Source organism: Actinomyces oris, assembly GCF_006546825.1.
Classification (GTDB): domain Bacteria; phylum Actinomycetota; class Actinomycetes; order Actinomycetales; family Actinomycetaceae; genus Actinomyces; species Actinomyces oris.
On record NZ_VICC01000007.1, the window covers coordinates 22,786 to 40,378 of the forward strand.

At 71.7% G+C, this 17,593-nt stretch carries 12 protein-coding genes; 2 read left to right on the forward strand and 10 right to left on the reverse strand.

Annotated elements, in window-relative coordinates; translation table 11 throughout:
- Positions 1–283 precede the first annotated feature (283 nt).
- Positions 284–5,065, reverse strand: coding sequence for a DUF3418 domain-containing protein (locus FK267_RS10925; RefSeq protein ID WP_141407216.1), 4,782 nt, complete (start codon positions 5,063–5,065; stop codon positions 284–286).
- Between the two features lie 106 nt (positions 5,066–5,171).
- Between FK267_RS10925 and FK267_RS10930 the strand changes: the two genes are divergently transcribed.
- Positions 5,172–6,743 carry a hypothetical protein gene (locus FK267_RS10930; protein ID WP_232622446.1) on the forward strand — a complete coding sequence of 524 codons (1,572 nt, stop codon included), beginning with the start codon at positions 5,172–5,174 and terminating at the stop codon, positions 6,741–6,743.
- 69 nt (positions 6,744–6,812) lie between these two features.
- Here FK267_RS10930 and FK267_RS10935 read toward each other — a convergent pair whose 3' ends face one another.
- The 3 genes from FK267_RS10935 to FK267_RS10945 form a co-directional block, all read right to left on the reverse strand.
- Positions 6,813–7,634 (reverse strand): alpha/beta hydrolase family protein, encoded by an 822-nt coding sequence (locus tag FK267_RS10935; RefSeq protein WP_141407217.1) that lies wholly within the window; start codon positions 7,632–7,634, stop codon positions 6,813–6,815.
- A 294-nt stretch (positions 7,635–7,928) separates the two neighbouring features.
- Complete coding sequence (locus FK267_RS10940) at positions 7,929–8,840, reverse strand: copper homeostasis protein CutC (RefSeq protein WP_178389389.1); 912 nt, start codon at positions 8,838–8,840, stop codon at positions 7,929–7,931.
- Positions 8,841–8,905: 65 nt separating this feature from the next.
- Positions 8,906–9,820, reverse strand: a complete 915-nt coding sequence (locus FK267_RS10945) for a cation diffusion facilitator family transporter (RefSeq protein ID WP_141407218.1) — start codon at positions 9,818–9,820, stop codon at positions 8,906–8,908.
- Between the two features lie 228 nt (positions 9,821–10,048).
- Between FK267_RS10945 and FK267_RS10950 the strand changes: the two genes are divergently transcribed.
- Positions 10,049–10,828: a trimeric intracellular cation channel family protein gene (locus FK267_RS10950; RefSeq protein ID WP_075414057.1), complete on the forward strand. Its 780-nt coding sequence runs from the start codon at positions 10,049–10,051 to the stop codon at positions 10,826–10,828.
- A 46-nt stretch (positions 10,829–10,874) separates the two neighbouring features.
- Here FK267_RS10950 and FK267_RS10955 read toward each other — a convergent pair whose 3' ends face one another.
- From FK267_RS10955 to FK267_RS10980, 6 genes are all read right to left on the reverse strand, one after another.
- On the reverse strand, positions 10,875–11,192 hold the full coding sequence (locus FK267_RS10955; protein WP_010613035.1) for a hypothetical protein: 318 nt from the start codon (positions 11,190–11,192) through the stop codon (positions 10,875–10,877).
- Between the two features lie 159 nt (positions 11,193–11,351).
- Positions 11,352–11,690 carry a hypothetical protein gene (locus tag FK267_RS10960; RefSeq protein ID WP_141407219.1) on the reverse strand — a complete coding sequence of 113 codons (339 nt, stop codon included), beginning with the start codon at positions 11,688–11,690 and terminating at the stop codon, positions 11,352–11,354.
- Between the two features lie 241 nt (positions 11,691–11,931).
- Positions 11,932–13,194, reverse strand: coding sequence for an App1 family protein phosphatidate phosphatase (locus FK267_RS10965; protein WP_075379102.1), 1,263 nt, complete (start codon positions 13,192–13,194; stop codon positions 11,932–11,934).
- A 142-nt stretch (positions 13,195–13,336) separates the two neighbouring features.
- The gene (locus FK267_RS10970; RefSeq protein ID WP_373693225.1) at positions 13,337–14,695 is read right to left on the reverse strand and encodes a glycosyltransferase 87 family protein; all 1,359 of its coding nucleotides are present in this window, start codon (positions 14,693–14,695) and stop codon (positions 13,337–13,339) included.
- A gap of 60 nt (positions 14,696–14,755) precedes the next feature.
- The gene (locus FK267_RS10975) at positions 14,756–16,009 is read right to left on the reverse strand and encodes an MFS transporter (RefSeq protein WP_141407220.1); all 1,254 of its coding nucleotides are present in this window, start codon (positions 16,007–16,009) and stop codon (positions 14,756–14,758) included.
- Positions 16,010–16,113: 104 nt separating this feature from the next.
- Complete coding sequence (locus tag FK267_RS10980; RefSeq protein WP_141407221.1) at positions 16,114–17,415, reverse strand: variant leucine-rich repeat-containing protein; 1,302 nt, start codon at positions 17,413–17,415, stop codon at positions 16,114–16,116.
- Positions 17,416–17,593: the final 178 nt, after the last annotated feature.

The following is a 17,593-nucleotide window of genomic DNA, read 5'->3' on the forward strand; positions in this document are numbered from 1 at the left end:
ACGATTCCAGGTTAGGAGGGCTGGGCTCCGGTGTGATCGTCCCGGTGGCTGAACGCAGTAGGGGCGGTCTCCTCCCTCTGAGGGAGGAGGGGTCCTCTGCGGGGACGATGAGTCGTTGCTTGGCCCGCGGGGTGCCCGATGCCTGTGGGAAGAAGACCGGGCGCTTGGGCGCGCTGGATGCCGAGCCGACGACGGAGCCTGAGCCGGCTAGAAATATGAGGTCATGACACTGATGCCGTGCGATGAGAGGCGACAGCCGAGGGGCAGGGCGCCGGAAGCGGGGTCAGATGCCGCTGAGGAGCTTGGTGATGCGCTGGAGGCTCACCTTGCGGCTCGTCCCCAGCGTCTGGGCGAATAGGCTCACCCGCAGCTCCTCCACCATCCAGCGGGCCTCCTCCAGGAGTGCCTCGCGCTGCGGGTCGGCCGGCAGCGAGGCCGCCTTGGCGCGGGCCTTGTCCACCACCTCCCGGGCCTGGGAGACCTGGAAGGACAGGGCAGTGTCCTGCGAGGCGGCCGACGGCGATGAGGCCGCCTTCTCCACCCGCATCGCCAGGGCCCGCAGATAGCGCTCCAGATGCGCCAGGTGCTCCGGCGGGGTGGCGGTGATGAAACCCTCCGGAACCAGGGTGGCCGCGTGCTCGCGCACCTCCTGGAGTGTGTTCAGCAGAGTCAGCGAGGTGTGCTCACCCACCACGCGCTCCACCTCCCGGGCCGCCGTGAGTGCCGCGGCCGCATACCGGGCCACCCGGTAGACCTCGTCCTCGAGCTCATCGCGCATGACACCGACCAGTGCCTCGAAGACCTCCCGCCCGCGCACCTCCGCCAGCGCGCAGCCGGAGGCCGACGTCGCCCAGCGCCCGGCCACGACCCGCGCGGCAGCCGCCTGCACGTCCTCCACGAGAGCCTCCGTGGTCCGGTAGGGACTGGCCGCCAGGACGAGCGACTCCTGGGCACTCCACCGGCTCGTCACCCGGGCCGTCGGCAAGGCTGTGCGCGCCAGGGCCAGCGCCGTCACCCCGGCGCCGTGAGCACCCAGCTGGGCGGCGGCGTCGGGCAGGATCCTCAAGTCCGCGCTCCTGGCCCCAATCGCCACCAGTGCCGGGTAGCCGCGCACCACCAGGCCGGCCCGGCCCGCCGACTCCACCGAGGCCGGGATCGTCGAGGCATACGGGTCACCCAGGCCCGGCACGCCCCGAGGCCAGTCGGTCAGGCCCCGGCGCTCCTCCAGGCCGGCTCCAGCACCGGCCCCTGAGCCTCCCACGCCTCTTGCGGTCCCAGCGGTGCCGCCCGGACGCTGTGCGGCAGCTGGCCGCCCGCCCTTCTTCTTACGGCCCTTGCGGCCGGGCTTCCCGCCCTGCGTGCCCTGGCGCTCCTGGGCCTCGGCCATCGCCTGGGCCAGCGCGCCGCGCACCACCGAGCGCACGGCGGCCTCCGTCTTGCCCGACAGCTGCTGCTGGAGCGCAATCAGGTCCCGGCCACGACCAATGACCCGGCCCCGCGCATCCAGGGCAGCGAAGCCCATCGCCAGGTGATCCGGCAGGCGCTCGGCTGCCTCGGCCCAGTCCGCCTCCGTGATCTCCACGCCCTTGAGGCGGAGCACCACCCGGCTGAAGGCCTCCTCGAAGGGCACCTCGGGGCAGCTCGCGCCCGGCGGCGTCGGGAACTCCTGGGCGATCTGCGCCCACACCTGGGCGCCCACGTCCGGGGCCGGCACCAGCTGGCGGCGCACCCGCTTGGGCAGCGCCCGGATCGTAGCCACGCACAGCTCGGCCCGCATCCCCGGCACCAGCCAGTCGAAGCCCTCCGGGGACAGGCGCCCCAGCACCTCCACCGGCACCTGGACACTGACCCCGTCCTCGGGGTGGCCCGGCTCGAACACGTAGTCCAGGCCCAGGGTCAGGTCCCCCTGCACCCACGTGTCCGGGAAGCCGCTCGCGTCGCCCCCACCGGGCAGCAGCAGCTCCCGGGTGAAGTCCAGCAGGTCCGGGGTGGTGCGCCGCTGCTCCTTCCACCAGGCGTCGAAGGCCGCCGCGGAGGTCACCTCCTCGGGGATCCGGTCGTCGTAGAAGTCGAACAGGGCGGCGTCGTCGGCCAGCAGCCCGTGCTCGCGCCGACGCCGCTCCACGTCCTGAAGCTCCTCGATGAGCTCCCGGTTGCGCTCCACGAAGCCGTGGCGGGCGTGCCAGCCGCCCTCCACCAGGCCCGAGCGGATGAACATCTCCCGGGCGACCTGGCGGGCCGAGTCCGTCCCCACGCTCGCCAGCGTCGCCGGCCGGTCCGCCACCAGCGTCATCCCGTAGAGCAGCACCTTCTCGTGAACCATGGCCGCCCCCTGGCGGGTCGACCAGTAGGGCTCACCGAAGACGTGGCGGGTCAGGCCCGCCCGGTCCGCCACCTGCTCGATCCACCGCGAGTCCACCTTGGCCACCGTGCGGGCGAAGAGCCGGGAGGTCTCCACCAGCTCGGCGGTCATCACCCAGTCATAGGTCTTGCGGCGCAGGCCCGAGCCCGGCCAGATCGTGAAACGTGTCCCGCGCGCGCCGGCGTACTCCCGACGACGCTCATCCCAGTTCCCCACATTGGACAGCAGCCCCACCAGCAGCGAGCGGTGGATCGCGTCGGCGTCGGGCGTGTCCGCGCTGCGCCCCAGGGCCACGACGGCGGCCGCCACACCCCCGTTGGCGATCTGGGCGGCATGGCTGCCCGGCTCCAGGGCCTCGGTGGCCGCCCGGATCGAACGGGCCGTCGGCAGCTCCACCGGGGCCGCGTCCAGGCCCAGCGGTCGGGCCAGTTGACGCAGCTGGGCGTGGACGTCCTGCCACTCGCGCACCCGCAGGTAGTGCAGGAACTCGGCCCGGCACATGCGCCGGAAGGCCGAGCCGGACAGCTCGCGGCTCTGCGTGCGCAGGTAGCGCCACAGGTTCAGGTAGGTCAGAAAGTCACTCGTCGGGTCCGCGAAGCGCCGGTGCAGGGCGTCGGAGGCCTCCTGCTTGTCCGCCGGGCGCTCGCGCACGTCCTGGATGGACAGGGCCGCCACGATGACCATGACCTCCCCGACACAGCCCAGCTCACCGGCCTCCAGGAGCATGCGCCCCAGGCGCGGGTCGATGGGCAGGCGCGCCAGGCGCCGCCCGATCTCCGTCAGGCGCGGCCCGCGCCGGCCCCGGTCGAGGGCGTCGTCGGAGCGGGCGGAGGCGGCCCCGGCCGGCTCGATGGCGCCGATCTCCGTGAGCAGCTGCAGGCCGGAGCGGACCTGGCGGGAGTCCGGGGCGTCCAGGAAGGGGAAGTCCTCCACCGCCCCCAGCCCCAGGGCCGCCATCTGCAGGATGACGCTGGCCAGCGAGGTGCGCAGGATCTCCGGCTCGGTGTACTCCGGGCGCGCCTCGAAGTCTGCCTGTGAGTACAGGCGGATGGCGATGCCGTCGGCCACGCGCCCGCAGCGGCCCGCCCGCTGGTTGGCGCTGGCCCGGCTGACCGGCTCGATCGGCAGGCGCTGAACCTTGGTGCGGTTGGAGTAGCGGGAGATGCGCGCCAGGCCCGGGTCGACGACGTAGCGGATCCCGGGAACCGTCAGGGAGGTCTCGGCCACGTTCGTGGCCAGGACGATGCGGCGCACCTGGTGGGCCTCGAAGACCCGGTGCTGCTCGGCGGCGCTCAGGCGCGAGTACAGGGGGATGACCTCGATGGCCCCCGGTGTGCGCGAGCGGCCGTCGGGCGTGTAGCGCGCCCCCAGGTGGTCGATGAGGGCCGCCTCGGTGTCGCGGATATCGCGCTCGCCGGCCAGGAAGATGAGGATGTCGCCGCTGGGCTCCCCCAGGAGCTCGTCGACGGCGTCGAGGATCCCGGTCACCTGATCCTTGGGCTCCCCGGACTCGGCGGTCGTTGAGCCGGCCCGGCCCCGGCCCTTGCCGCGAGCCCCCTGGTTGCGGGGTGTGAGCGCGGTGGGGCTGGCGCCGGAGCGGATGGCCTCGCGGCGGGCCCGGGCCGCGGCGCGCACCGCCGGGTCGGGGGAGGTCAGGGCCTCCAGCTCGGCCTCGCTCAGCTCGCCGGGTCCCGCCGGGCCGGGCTGGGCGGCGGTGGGCTTGGCCGGCTCACCGCCGGCGTCGTCGGAGGCGGGCGGGGCGTCGTCGGGAGCCAGTGGGCGGTAGCGCACCTCAACGGGGTAGGTGCGCCCGGAGACCTCGATGACCGGGGCGGGAACGGTGAAGGGCTGCCCGCGGCCGCCGATCTGCTCGCGGCCGAAGTGCTCGGCGAAGCGCTCTGAGTCGATGGTGGCCGAGGTGATGATGACCTTGAGGTCGGGGCGCTGGGGCAGCAGACGCGCCAGGTAGCCCAGGATGAAGTCGATGTTGAGGCTGCGTTCGTGGGCCTCGTCCACGATGATCGTGTCGTAGCGGCGCAGCTGGGGGTCGGACTGGATCTCCGCCAGCAGGATGCCGTCGGTCATGAGCTTGACCAGGGTGTTCTCGCCAACCTCCTCGGTGAAACGCACCTGGTAGCCGACGACGCCGTCACGCCCGATCGGGGTGCCCAGCTCGGAGGCGATGCGCTCGGCCACGCTGCGCGCGGCAATGCGCCGCGGCTGGGTGTGGCCGATCATCCCGGTCACGCCCCGACCCAGCTCCAGGCAGATCTTGGGCAGCTGGGTGGTCTTGCCGCTGCCGGTCTCACCGGCGACGATGACGACCTGGTGCTCGGCGATGGCGGCGGCGATCTCCTCGCGGCGGGCGGAGACCGGCAGCTCCTCGGGGTAGACGATCGTCGGGACGCCGGCGGCGCGGGCGGCGAGCTGCTCGGGGGAGTAGCCCTTCCAGGCGTTGCGGCGCCTGCCCTCGGTGCGACCCGGGCGCCGGCCCCGACGCCTGCCGCCACCGCGCGGGGCATGCTGCCTCTGCTGGTCCGGTGCGCCGCCTCGTGCGGGGTCGGCGGCGTGCCCGGCCGGCCCGTCAGCGGGCGCCTGAGTGCTCTCGGTGCTGCGCGCGCCGAGGTCGCTGTCCTGCTGGCCGCGATGGCCCCCGGCGTGATCGTCGCCCTGGTTCTGCGTGAGGTGCTCGCCCTGTTCCATAGGTGGCCCATTGTCCCCCATGCGCGCCCCTCGCCCGATCACCCCGCGACAGGACCGCCGGCCAAAGGCCGAGCCGGTGGGGGCCCCGCGTGAAATACTCACCGACATGACGGATACTCCCCAGTGGCCGGGCCACTCCTCGGGGCCCTTCCCGCACGGTGCTGGCGGGTCTCAGCCTCCCTACGGGCCTCAGCCTCCCTACGGTCCGCAGGCCTCTCAGGCCGTCCCGGCTCCCTACGGTCCTCAGGATGCGGTGGGTTGGCAGAATCCGCCTGCGGCGGGCGGCCTTCCCGGTCAGCCGGTCATGCAGCAGCCGGCCCAGGCTCCCTACCTCCCGACAGGGGCGCCGGCGTCGTACCAGGCAGGTCCGGCCTATCCGGGTGCCCCCGACGGCGGGGCGCACAAGCGCAGACGGCGCACCGCCGTCATCGTGGCGGTCGTGGTCGTGCTGGTCCTCGCGGTTGCCGGAGGGGGAGCAGCCTACTGGTGGCTGCATGTCCGAGGCGGGGCTCGGGCTGACCTGACGAAGCCGACATCGGGCTGGACCAAGGCCTGGGCCAAGGGCTACGAGGAGGTCTGGGCTCTCGATGCCCCCAAGAACGAGCCCGGCCGTGAGGGGCATGTCTCGGTCGAGCACGTCGGCGACTATGTCATCCGGGCGGTCTCCGAAGACAGTCAGGTGCATGTCGAGGTGTTCTCACTGACGAGCAAGACCCCCAAGCTCCTGTGGGAGGAGGACTTCGAGTCAGAGGCCGAGTCGTACTCCCTCGACGTATGGAACGGAAAGCTGGTCGAGGCAGGCAAGCTCGTCGACCTCGGTTCCCAGAAGCACGAGGATGCTCCCTGGGAGGCGGGGGCCTCGGTCGCCATCAACGGAGACAAGGCGATCTCCTGCGAAGGCGCAACCTGCACCATGTGGTCCGCCTCCAAGCAGCGCCTCTGGCAGAAGAAGCTCCCCTTCGACGACCCCGGCTCTGCGAACGCCACCATCTCGCCCCGCTTCGACCACTATGCGGTAGCGAGCATCTTCTGGGGGAGGCAGACGCAGTACCTGCATGTCGACCTCAACACCGGCCAGGCCTCCCCGATTGAGGGCGCCTCGATGTCCACCTCGCCCACTGCCTTGCAGAACGGCTGGATGCTCTTCGACCTCCAGCCCCCGTCCTCGGGGCGGCCCGATACCGTGACCCTCATCAACCCCGATGGCTCGGTCAAGGAGACCTTTGATGTAGGCGTTCCTGAGGACTTCACCGACTACCCGTGGTCGCCCCAGGACTTCACCCTCGACCAGGCGCGCGCCTGGCTCAAGAACGGCGACACCTCCTGGGCGCCGTCGACCTACTCGATCAACAAGGATGACAAGGAGTGCACGTCCATCACGGTGGCAGGCCAGAGAATCAACCTCGGTGAGGACAACTCGCTGTCCGTGAAGTTCCCCGGCGTCGGCGGCTGCCAGGGCGTGCCCATCCAGGGCGTCCACCACTCCGGAGACGGGGAAATCGGCGTCTTCTTCGAGCACAAGAGCGAAGCTGAGACAGATCTGCACCTCGTCGACATGTCCACCGGTGAGAGCCCCATACCGCTCCCGCTAGGGAACTGGGCCGGCTACAGACCCGAAGGCGACTTCCTCATCACCTTCGAGGAGAACGGTGCCGTCAAGGCCTACCGCCCGTCCTGATCCGCCCCAGCCCTCCTCGCGCACGCCGACGGCGATGCCGCCGCCTGGCACAAGGAGCCGGGCGGCCGCTCAGCGCAGGCGGCGCTGCGCCCACTCCACGCTCAGGCGGGCGACCTCCTCCTGGGCCTGCTCCAGGGACTCGGCGTGGACATGGACCATCTGGCTGGAGTCGGGCAGCAGCGGGAAGCCCTCGGCGGTGGCCTCAGCGGTGTCGGGCAGCTCGTTGGACAGCACCCCGTGCACCATGAGCACCGGCCAGGGCAGGTCCGCCAGGGTGCGCTGCGGATCCTGCATGGAGAAGTCCGCCAGCGTCTCCTTGGACAGGACGTTCCACTCGCGGGAGTTGGGATTGTCATCCACCAGGCGCGTCAGCCCGTGCTGGGCGAGCTCATCGAGCTGCTCGGGGGAGAAGATCTCCTCCCACAGGATCGACTGCGGCCCCACGATGGCCCCCACGAGAACCGCCGTGCGCACATGCTCGGGCCTCGCCAGAAGCGCCGCCGTCGCCCCGAAACCGTTGGCGTGGATCATCTGCCGGGTGAAGCCCAGGCCGGCCAGCCAGCTGGAGGCCGCGCGCAGGTCCTCGGCCTCGCCCGCCAGCGTGATGACGTCGTCGTCGGACTCACCCAGACCCGAGAAGTCCAGGTTGAGCGTGGCCAGACCCGCCTCGCGGTAACGGGCACCGATCCAGTCCAGGCGCCCGCTCTGGCCGTGACGGTCGGTGAGGAAGTCGTGCGCCAGCAGGACCACGCCCTCAGGTCGCGCCTGTGGGGGCTGGGTGTCCTCCGACGTCGTAGAAACCTCCAGATCGATGGGGGCGGCTCCGGTAGGCAGCTGGAGGGTGCCGGCCAGGGTGATCCCGCGTGGGGTATCGATGCGGACGTCGTTCATGGGGTCAACCTAAGACAGAAAATAGGGGTGAGCATGGGGGATGCATCGGTAGTTCTTCCGATTGCGCTTCGAGCGTGACTGAGGCGTCGAGACCTCCGGACGCTCGCCGGGCTGTAGATATCTACGAACCGTGAGGATTCTCCGCGAACGGAGGATGCCGAACCGGGGACCAAGGGCCGAGGAGAGTGACAAGGGTGCCAGGCCGGGTGCGCACCCCGAGTCGCCAGGGGTGCGCACCCGGCCTCGGCTCCGCCGTCGGGAGGGAGGAGGGCAGGGACGGGCGGGGCTGCCGAGCTACGCGGGAAGCGGCACCGCGCGGACCGTCTCGACGGCGCGGCGCACCAGGGCCTCATCGGTGCGCTGGGGCTCGTCGGGGGTCAGTCCCTCGCGGGGGCAGCGCATGTGGACCTCGCGCACGCCGGTGGACTCCACCAGGTCGACCAGGCCGTCGGGGCGCACGGCCCCGGCCGCGACCACGGTCGGCCCGCCACTGGCCACCAGCCCGGCGATCACCGAGGCGCCGTCGGCCGCGGTCTGGGCCGCCCCACTGGTCAGGACGTAGCGCACGCCCAGTCCCTCCAGGTCCCCGTAGGCCTCGACGGTGTCGCGGCACTGATCGAAGGCCCGGTGGAAAGTGACGGGGGCGCCATTGGCCATGTCGACCAGCAGGCGCACGAGGCCGCGGTCAATGGTGCCGTCCTCGGTCAGGGCGCCGACGACGAAGCCCAGGTCCACCGCCGGCGGCAGCGTCGTGCGCCCCCCGCCCGTGGCCTGGGGGCGGGTGAACTCGGCCATCTCCAGGGCCAGGGTGGCGATGCGCCGCACGTCGGCGATCATCGCCCGGCCCTCATCGGCGTTGTAGACGAAGGACCCGCCCCGGGGACGGATGAGGATCCGCAGGCCGAAGGGGGCGGCGGCCTCGGGCTTCTCCGCCCAGTGGGCGCCGGCCTGGGCACGGCGCTGCTCGACCTGCTCGGCGGCGGCGAAGATGGCGGCCTCGATGGTGCCGATCGAGGGGGTGGTGCCGGCGGCGGTGAGGTTCGCGCCCAGCTCGGCCCGGTCAGCTCCGGCCCGGGCGGAGATCCTCACGCCCTCGACGTCCTCGACGCAGGTCTCCAGGACGACGTGGCTGGGGTGACGCCAGGCGGGGACGGGAGCGGTGATCGTGTGCTGGCGCAGCGACGGTGCTGAGCCGGTGAGCCTCATTGCATTCATGGGGCTGAGTCTGACATGTCCGCACGATGATGGAAACCGACTTGACCTGGGAGTTCTTAAATGTCCTCCAGATCCTCGTAGGACTTGGGGTCCTCGATGGGCTCCAGGTGCGCCGAGATGCGCAGGCTGGTGTCGGCCTCGATGAGCTCGTCGATGACCTGCTCAGTGAAGTCGTGCCCCTTCTTGACGCTCCAGGCTGCCGGAACCAGCACGTGCAGCTCCATGAAGCGCCGATTGCCGGCCTCGCGCACCCGCACCGCGTGGAAGTCGATCATGCCCACCTGGCGGTGGCGCGCCAGAACCTCCTCCACGCGCTGGAGCACCTCAGCGGACGGGGCGATGTCCATGAGACCGCCCACCGAGTCGCGAATGAGCGTGAAGCCGGTCCACATGATGTTGAGCCCGGCCCCCAGGGCGACGACGGCGTCGAGCACGGCCGAGCCGAAGACGGCCACTAGTGCCACCCCGACCAGGACCGCGGCGGAGGTGACGACGTCGGTGGCCAGGTGTTTGGCGTCGGCCACCAGGGTCATGGAGCGCTCGCGGCGCCCGGCCCGGTAGAGCACCCACGCCACCGCAGCGTTGAGGAGCGAGGCGATGACCGAGACCGCCAGACCCACCCCCAGCTGCTCGGGCATCTGCGGGTGGATGAGGCGCTCGATGGCGGAGATGATGATGACGGCGGCGGCCACGAAGATCATGACGCCCTCGACGACGGCCGAGAAGTACTCGGCCTTGGAGTGCCCGAACTGGTGGTCGGCGTCGGCCGGCTTGGCCGCGATCTTCAGCACGATGAGGGCGACGACGGCGGCGATGAGGTTGACCACGGACTCGGCGGCGTCGGAGAGCAGACCCACGGAGCCGGTCAGCCAGGCCGCGGCCCCCTTGAGCGCGATCGTGGCCAGTGCGGCACCGATGGACAGCCACGCGTAGCGGCTCAGGTCCTTGGGGGGTGAGTAGCGGGAGGACACGCCCCGATCATGGCGCGGGCCTCGGCGCCCTGACCACCCGAGGTTTCGTGTCGCCGCAACGCGCGGTCCGCGGCGGTCGGGTGTCCGCCCCGCGCTGTGCCGTGCACTAAGGTGCCCGGTAGCGGCGGGCTGCCGGTCCGACACCGGGATCGACGGCGGGACAGCCGCCATGACAGGAGCGAAAGGCGGGCAACCGGGGTGCTGGACCTCTCTTCCCTCACGCTTCACATGCCGGCGTCCCTGACCGACACCTTCCGGCTGCTGGACCTGTGCGGGGTCCTGCTCAACGGGATCCTGGGCGGGCTCATCGCCCGGCGCAAGAACTTCGACCTGGTGGGCTTCGTCGTCCTGGCCATGCTCACGGCCACCGCCGGCGGCATCCTGCGCGACGTCATGATCCAGGCCGGCCCGCCCTTCGCCCTGACCGACCCCTACTACCTCTACACGGCCTGCCTGGGTGCGACGGTGGCCTGGTTCGTGCCGCTGACCTCGCGGCCCACCCGGCGCCTGCTCGTGGTGGCCGACGCCGTCATCCTGGGCTGCTGGGCCGCCACCGGGGCCTCGAAGGCCCTCACCTACGGGCTCGGCGTCATGCCGGCGCTCCTGCTGGGCTGCCTCACCGCCATCGGCGGCTCCATGATCCGCGATGTCGCGGTGGGGGAGACCCCGGCCGTCTTCGGGGGCAACAAGCTCTACGCGATCCCGGCGCTCATCGCCGCCGGCACCCAGGTCGTGGCCGTCAAGGCGGGGGTGGCCGACGCGCACGCCATGCTCGTGTCCACCGTGGTCGGCGCGGGCCTGTGCGTGCTCGCCTACTGGCGCTCCTGGCAGCTGCCGGTCATCTCCGACCGGGAACGGCGCCGGGCCGGGCGGCGCGCGGCGAACGGCGCGCTCGTGGGCTGGCGCCGGGGGCTCATGATGGGGCCGCTCAAGGCCCCCTCCTGGCGCGGCCGCGGCGGGCAGACGGCGCAGGAGGGCACCTCCTCCCAGCAGCCCGAGCAGGGCTAGGGGCGGACTACGGGGTTAGCCGGGCTCAGCCGGCCTTGAGGCGGCCTCAGGAACTCTCGCCGACCGGGCGCACGCTGGCCTGCCCGGCGTCGACGGGCTGGGACTGGGCGCTGCCCTTGTTCGAGGGCGCCCCGAAGAGCCGCTCCTTGACGGCGTCGGCGACCTTCTCGGTGACGGCCTCGCCCTGGGTACGCACGGCCTGCTTGACGTGGCTGGAGGCAGCGTCGACCCGGGTGCGCACGAAGGGCTGCTCGGCGACCTTGGAGGCTGCGGTCTTGATGCGCTCGTACTGGGCGCGTCCCGCGCGGGTCCCGAGCACGTATCCCGCGCCGAGTCCGAGGATGAAGGGGATCTTGCCGGCCATATCGTCTCCTGAGCTTGAAGGAAGCACTGCTGGGTGCGCCATCACCATACCGGCCGGGGGCCGGGGCGACTGACGTGAAGGGGGCGCGGGGACCGCGTGATCGCCCACAGCGTCACGCGCGGGGCCGCCGCGGGGCTGAGGTGGTCCTCGCCCCTGGAATCACACGGTTTCCTCCGAGGAGTCGCCGGTGGAGGGAGTCGAGCTCGCCGCGGGGTCCTGGACGGTGGTGCCGTGGGCGCTCGGCTGGGAGGCGATCAGGCCGTCCGGCGTGACGGTGGTGATGTAGGAGCGGCCGCCCAGGATGACGCCGAGGGTCACCAGGAGTCCGGTGCCCATGAGGGTGGCGACCTGCAGCACGTTGAGGTCGGCCAGGATCGCGTGGCGGCGAAGTGAGGCGGTCGTTGAGGTGGCCGAGCTGGTGGGGCTGGTGGGGCCGGTCGGGCCGGTCGGGCCGGTGGGCTCTGCCGGGCCGGTGGAGTCTGTGGAGAAGGGGGACATGTGATTCCTCCTGTTCGCTGGGGATGGGAACGGGGGCGTTCGCCCCGATGAACCCAGGTAACCGCCGGGGCCTGTCGTCCTTGTAGGGCGGGCCTGTGCTGTCCCTGTGAACCGGGCGGGCTGCGGGTCGATCCGCATGCTGGCGGGGATCCACGCCGGTGGAGGGGCCTGCGTGAGACATGCCGCATGGAGGGGCCGGCCGGGAATCGGCCCGCTCTCAGCGGTGGCCGCCGTGAGGTCGTCAGCGGCGCGGCGCCGCCTCCAGCAGCTCGCGGGGCAGGCGCCGGGCCAGCTCATAGCCGTCGGCGCCCACGACGACGGGCACGTCGGCCTCGGCCAGGGTCCGGGCCTCGGGCCCGATTCCCATGGGGTGGGCGGTCAGTCCTCCGGCGAGCATCTGCTGGGTGGCGGTCAGGCGGCGGATGGCGACGGCGGCGATCCGGTCGGCGTGGTGGCGGGCGGCCTCGCCGTAGATGTGCGGGTCGTGCTGGCCGTCGTCGCCGAAGAGGATCCAGGTGATCTGGGGCAGGTCGATCATGAGCCGGCGCAGCTCGGTGCGCTTGTGCTCGATGCCCGAGCGGAACCAGCCGGTGTTGGTCGGCCCCCAGTCGGTCATGAGCGCGGGCCCCGAGGGGAAGCCGTGGCGGGAGAAGAAAGAGCGCAGGGTGGGGACCACGTTCCAGGCCCCGGTCGATAGGTACATCATCGGGGTGCCCGGGTGGGCTGCCTGGATGCGCGAGTAGAGCTCGGCCATCCCGGGGACGGGCTCGCGCGCCGAGGAGTACTTGACGAGCTGGTTCCAGGCGGCCACGAGGACGCGGGGGACGTGCGTGACCATGGCGGTGTCGTCGATGTCGGAGATGATGCCCAGGCGCGGGCCCTCGGGGATGATGAGGACCTTGGCGGCGACTGCGTGCGCCCCCATCGCCTCGATCCTGGCCTCGTGCCAGCCGGGCTCCAGACCGTGATCGCGCACGACGACGTCGATGTAGCCGCTGCGGTCGGCCCGGGTGCGCACACTGGCCCGGCCCACGTGGACCGTCACCGGCAGGAAGGCCACCGGCACCTCGATGAACAGACGCCAGCCGCGTTGGGCGTCGCTCAGCCCGGTCATGGCGAAGCTGCGGGCCTGGGCGGCGCTGAGAGGAAGAGAGACGGGCAGGGAGCGGAACAGCGGCCCCTCGGCCGGGGCGTCCTGGGGGCGCATCACCATGCGGGCCAGGACCCGGGCCATAGGGGCGGGCCGGGAGGGCTGAGTGGGCTGGGAGGAGCTGGAGGAGGCCCCGCGGGAGGCTGAGGCGGGGCGCCGGCGGGCTCCGGCCGCGCTGCGCTGGGCCGCCGTGTCCTGGTGCCGCGGCGCCGTCGGGCCGGGCTGAGCCGGGGCGCTGGTGCCGTAGCCGTCGTAGGGAATGACGCGAGGGCGCCAGCCCTGACGCTTGAGGACCGGGACGGTGTCGCGATGGAACCGGTCCTCGACGGCGCGGGCGATGTCGGAGAGGGGCACCTCTGGATCCTAGACGACTCAGGGGTTCCAATCGTTGCGTTCGTCGGGTGGATCGCGCGGTCGTAGGGTAGGTCGCGGGGTCGTGCCTTGAACCCTCGACGGCGCGGCATAAGGCACGATCGCGAGCGACTGTCAGCGGCTCTCAGTGGTGCAGGGCCTTGAGCCGCCGGCCGCTCGCCCACCATAGGACGGCCCCGCAGCCCAGGGCCCACCAGGTGTAGCTTGAGCCGACGGCCTTGGCCCAGGCGGGCCAGTTCTGCTCCACGTGGTTCTGCTCGGGGAACCACCACTGCATCGCCAGGACGAAGACGAGGAACCCGGCGGCGGCGGCCACGCCGAGCGCGGTCGAGCGCCAGCGCCAGGCCGCCGCCGCGACCGACATGAGCACGGGCAGGCACCACACCCAGTGGTGCGACCAGGAGATGGGGGAGATGAGCAGGCCGAGCACCATGACCACGCTGATCTGGAGGGACAGGATCAGGCCGTCGTCCTGGCCGGGACCCCCGGCCGCGCCGCGGGCTCCCCGCAGCCGGTCCAGCCGGCGGCACAGGAACCAGGCCGCCACCACGGCGAGCAGGGAGCACACCGCCCAGGTGAGGTTCCAGGCGGCCTCCGGCAACCCCCGGGCGATCGCGCCCTTGAGGTTCTGATTGCCCGAGTAGTCGGCGAAACCGGCGCGCCCCGGATCCCACATGGCCGAGGTGAAGAACTCCCAGGACTCGGTGGGGGCCGCCAGGGCGGCCAGGAGCGTCAGTCCGACGGCGCTGCCCGCCATGGTGGCTGCCGCCCGCCACTCCCGGCGTGCCAGGAGCACCAGGATCGCGACCGCCGGCGTCAGCTTGATCGCGGCGGCCAGGCCGCTGAGGGCCCCGCGCCAGCGCGAGCACTCAGGAACCAGGAACAGGTCCACGGCCACCAGCTCCATGAGAATGGCGTTGACCTGCGCGTACTCCATGGTCTTGGGGAAGGGCTCCAGGGCGATGACCCCGATGAGCGCCAGCCACGGTGCCAGGCTGCGTGCCATCCGGGGCGCGACGGCCAGCCGCCTGAGAACCGCGTAGGCGGTCACGGCGGCGCACAGCGGCGTGGCCACGATCAGCAGCACGGTGGTCGACTGGTACGACATCCAGGTCAGGGGCGCGATCACCCAGGCCGCCAGAGGCGTGTAGGTGAAGGGCCACAGGTGCTGACCCGGGTTGGCGTACCAGCTGTAGAGGTCTCCGCCGTCGAGCCACTGACGGACGGCCTCGTAGTAGACGAAGGAATCCAGCTTGAACAGCCACTGGCCGTGCTCATCCACCAGGGACCAGTAGGCGGGCACCAGCAGGGCCAGCCATCCCAAAGCGGCGACGACGAGCGATGAGGCGACGGCGTGCGCGGCCGCCGCCAGCCGCGGAGGTCGGGCGGCAGGCATCCCGCTCCCACGGCCGGGGTGCCCCGTGGGGCCGGTGCCCGACTGGGAGGGAAGGTGGGCGTGTTGTGGATTTCCTGCGATCGGCATCGTGCTGAGTGTAGAAGAGTCACCAAGAACGCTGGGAACTGAGTCGCCCGCCGAGGTTGTTCAGTGACCACCCAGCGAGCCGCTGGTCCGCGCTCGCCTGAGCGCCGGCAGCCCCAGGACACCAACCACGACGGCGCCCCAGGCGAAGGCGGCCACCGCCAGGTACCCGGCGCGCGAGCCACCGGCGTCGGTGGCCTGCCCCGCCAGCAGGGACCCGATCGAGACCCCGATGTTGAGGGCCGTGCTCACCCAGGCCAGACCCTCGGTCAGCTGCGAGGGGGCCACCGTCACCTGCACGATGTTGTTGCCGCTGGTCAGGGTGGGGGCGATGGCCAGCCCCGTCAGGAGCGCCAGGACAGACAGCACCACCAGGTTCGGCGCGAAACCGAAGGTCGAGGCCCCCACGGCGAGCCCCACCAGCCCGGCCATAAGCTGCTTCCACAGCGGCCACCCCCACGTGCGCGAGCCGTAGAGGAGGGCCGCGCCGAAGGAGCCCACGCCCCACACCGCCAGGACCAGACCCGAGGCCGACTTGTGCCCGGCCTCGGTGGCGAAGGCCACTGCGGCGACGTCGTTGGCCCCGAACATGGCCCCCAGGATGAGGAAGACGATGGCGATGGACACCATCGCGCCGTAGCGCATCACCGGTGGGTGCGCCGTGGTCTGATCCGACTGCTCGGCAGCCTCAGCGGTGCGCCGCGGCCGAGTCGGGTGCGGCGCGGGCTCAGTGGCGCGCTGGCCGAGGAACCACAGCCCCCCGACCAGCTGCATCACCACACAGCACACCCAGCCCGAGATCACCGGCAGGAACGGCGTCGTGCACAGGGCCGTGGCCAGCACCGGCCCGAGAATGAAGGCCACCTCGTCCAGGGCCGCCTCCAGGGAGAAGGCCGCGTGAACCTCCTCAGGGCGGGTGAGCATCGCCGTCCAGCGCGCCCGCACCAGTGAGCCCATGGAACCGGCCAGGCTGCCGGCCAGGGCTGACAGGGCGGCCAGGATCCCCAGGTGCGCGTGCACGGCGGCGGCGCCGGCCAGCCCCACCAGGCTCAAGGACGACACGAGCACCGCGGGCAGCATGACCCGCGACTGGCCGTAGCGGTCGACGCAGCGGGCCAGGATCGGCGCCCCGATGGCCATGGCCACGAAGTTCGCGGCGCTGACCAGGCCCGCGGCCGTGTAGGAGCCGTAGAGCTCCTCGACCGCCAGGATCGTGGAGATCCCCACCATGGACATGGGGAAACGGGCGATGAGCCCGGCGCTCGTGAAGGAGCGGGCACCGGGGTGAACGAGGATCGTTCGGTAGGAGGTGGCCATATCGGACGTCGTGCGCTGCTGGAAGGTGCGGTTCAGAGGAAGTTCAGAGTAATAGGACGGGTCGGAGCCCCGGCGGGCGGGGCTCCGACCCGGGGTGAAACGGATCAGTTACCGCCGTGGGTGGTGGGGGTCACGCTCTCGCGGCTGAGGATGAAGCCCTGACCGGTGACCTGGCTCCAGCACTGCATGCCGGAGCTGGTCGACTTGCAGGCGAAGGTGGAGTTCTTGGCAGAGGAGTCGTAGCTGAGGCTGACGCCCTTGGTGGAGAAGGTGGACCCGCAGCTCTGGCTGGACTTCCCGTCCGTGCCGATCGTGACCGTCAGCGGCTTCGAGGACGGGCAGGAAGCGGTCGAGGCGTGCTCGTTGATGACGCAGGTGAGGTTGTTGTCATTCAGGGTGCAGCTGATGTTGCCGCTGGGGGCGTCGAAGGCGGACAGCTCCTGAGCGTTGGCGGGTGCCGGCGCCTTGAGCGTGGGGGTTGCCGAGGCACTCGGGGTGGCCGAGGCCGAGGGGGAGGCGGACTGGGCGGCCGGGGAGGAGCCGTCTTGAGCCGCGGCCTGGCCGGAGTCCGCCGGGGCCTCGGTGCCCGAGTCGGCGGCCGAGCCCTTGTCACTGCCCCCGGAGAGGTACCAGGTCGCCAGGAAGACCAGGACGGTGGCCACCAGGAGCGCCAGGATGAGCAGGATGCGGTTGGAGGTCAGGAAGGAGGACGGGGCCTCGGAGTCGTCGTCCTCAGTGCCGACGCCGAAGACGCCGTCGTTGCCGGCCACTGCGGGGGCCTGCTGCACGGGGGCCGGAATGACCGGGCTCTGCGCCTGAGAGACGTTCGCGGACTGCTGGAAGGTCTGCTGCAGGGCGGGCTGAACCGGCCGGGCCGGTGACTGGGAGGCCATTGCCTGGGCGGGGTGGGACGTGGGCACCGAGACGGTTGGGTCACCCGCGGCCTGGAAGCCGTCAACCTGCGTGTTCGCGCCGGCCGCGTTGAAGGCGCTCGGTGCGCTTGCGGCGCTCCTCGAGCTGGTGGCGGAGATCGCAGAGGCGCCGGAGACCGCGCTGCCGGGCTGGAGCGAACGGGGCAGGGTCACCTGCGTGGGGGCCTCGGAGGACCTGGCCGACGGCGCGCTGTGCTGGGCGCCGGGGGGCGAGACCACCGCCAGCTGCGGCGATGACTGCGCCGACTGCGCCGACGGCGCTGACTGGGGCTGGCTGTTGCGAGAGGCCAGGGCTGCGTCGACCGCGGGGTCACCCAGGGTTCCCAACCACTCCAGGAGGGCGGGATAGGTGCGTGGGTTGGCGGCGATGTAGGGGCGCAGGCCGGGGTAGTTCTGCGCCAGCTGGTGGAGGGTCTCCAACTCTGCATTGGGATCCTGCGCTCGCGCGACAAGCTCGTCCTTGGCCTGAGACATGCTGGGTCCTTCGAGGGTCGGGAAAACGACGTCGGTCCAGGTTGTGACCGGCACCTGGGGCCGTCGCGGGTCGGGTGTCGGGCCGCCCGTGATACCGAGTCAGGGAACGCAGTACCACCTCGGCGGCATAAGGGTCGGTCAGCCGGCCACGTGGGAAGACTACCTGAGGACACCGTGA

Coding starts and splice junctions, on each gene's coding strand:
- FK267_RS10925 (WP_141407216.1), bottom strand. CDS start 5,065: ATGGAACAGGGCGAGCACCTCACGCAGAACCAGGGCGACGATCACGCC.
- FK267_RS10930 (WP_232622446.1), top strand. CDS start 5,172: ATGACGGATACTCCCCAGTGGCCGGGCCACTCCTCGGGGCCCTTCCCG.
- FK267_RS10935 (WP_141407217.1), bottom strand. CDS start 7,634: ATGAACGACGTCCGCATCGATACCCCACGCGGGATCACCCTGGCCGGC.
- FK267_RS10940 (WP_178389389.1), bottom strand. CDS start 8,840: ATGAGGCTCACCGGCTCAGCACCGTCGCTGCGCCAGCACACGATCACC.
- FK267_RS10950 (WP_075414057.1), top strand. CDS start 10,049: ATGCCGGCGTCCCTGACCGACACCTTCCGGCTGCTGGACCTGTGCGGG.
- FK267_RS10955 (WP_010613035.1), bottom strand. CDS start 11,192: ATGGCCGGCAAGATCCCCTTCATCCTCGGACTCGGCGCGGGATACGTG.
- FK267_RS10960 (WP_141407219.1), bottom strand. CDS start 11,690: ATGTCCCCCTTCTCCACAGACTCCACCGGCCCGGCAGAGCCCACCGGC.
- FK267_RS10970 (WP_373693225.1), bottom strand. CDS start 14,695: ATGCCGATCGCAGGAAATCCACAACACGCCCACCTTCCCTCCCAGTCG.
- FK267_RS10975 (WP_141407220.1), bottom strand. CDS start 16,009: ATGGCCACCTCCTACCGAACGATCCTCGTTCACCCCGGTGCCCGCTCC.
- FK267_RS10980 (WP_141407221.1), bottom strand. CDS start 17,415: ATGTCTCAGGCCAAGGACGAGCTTGTCGCGCGAGCGCAGGATCCCAAT.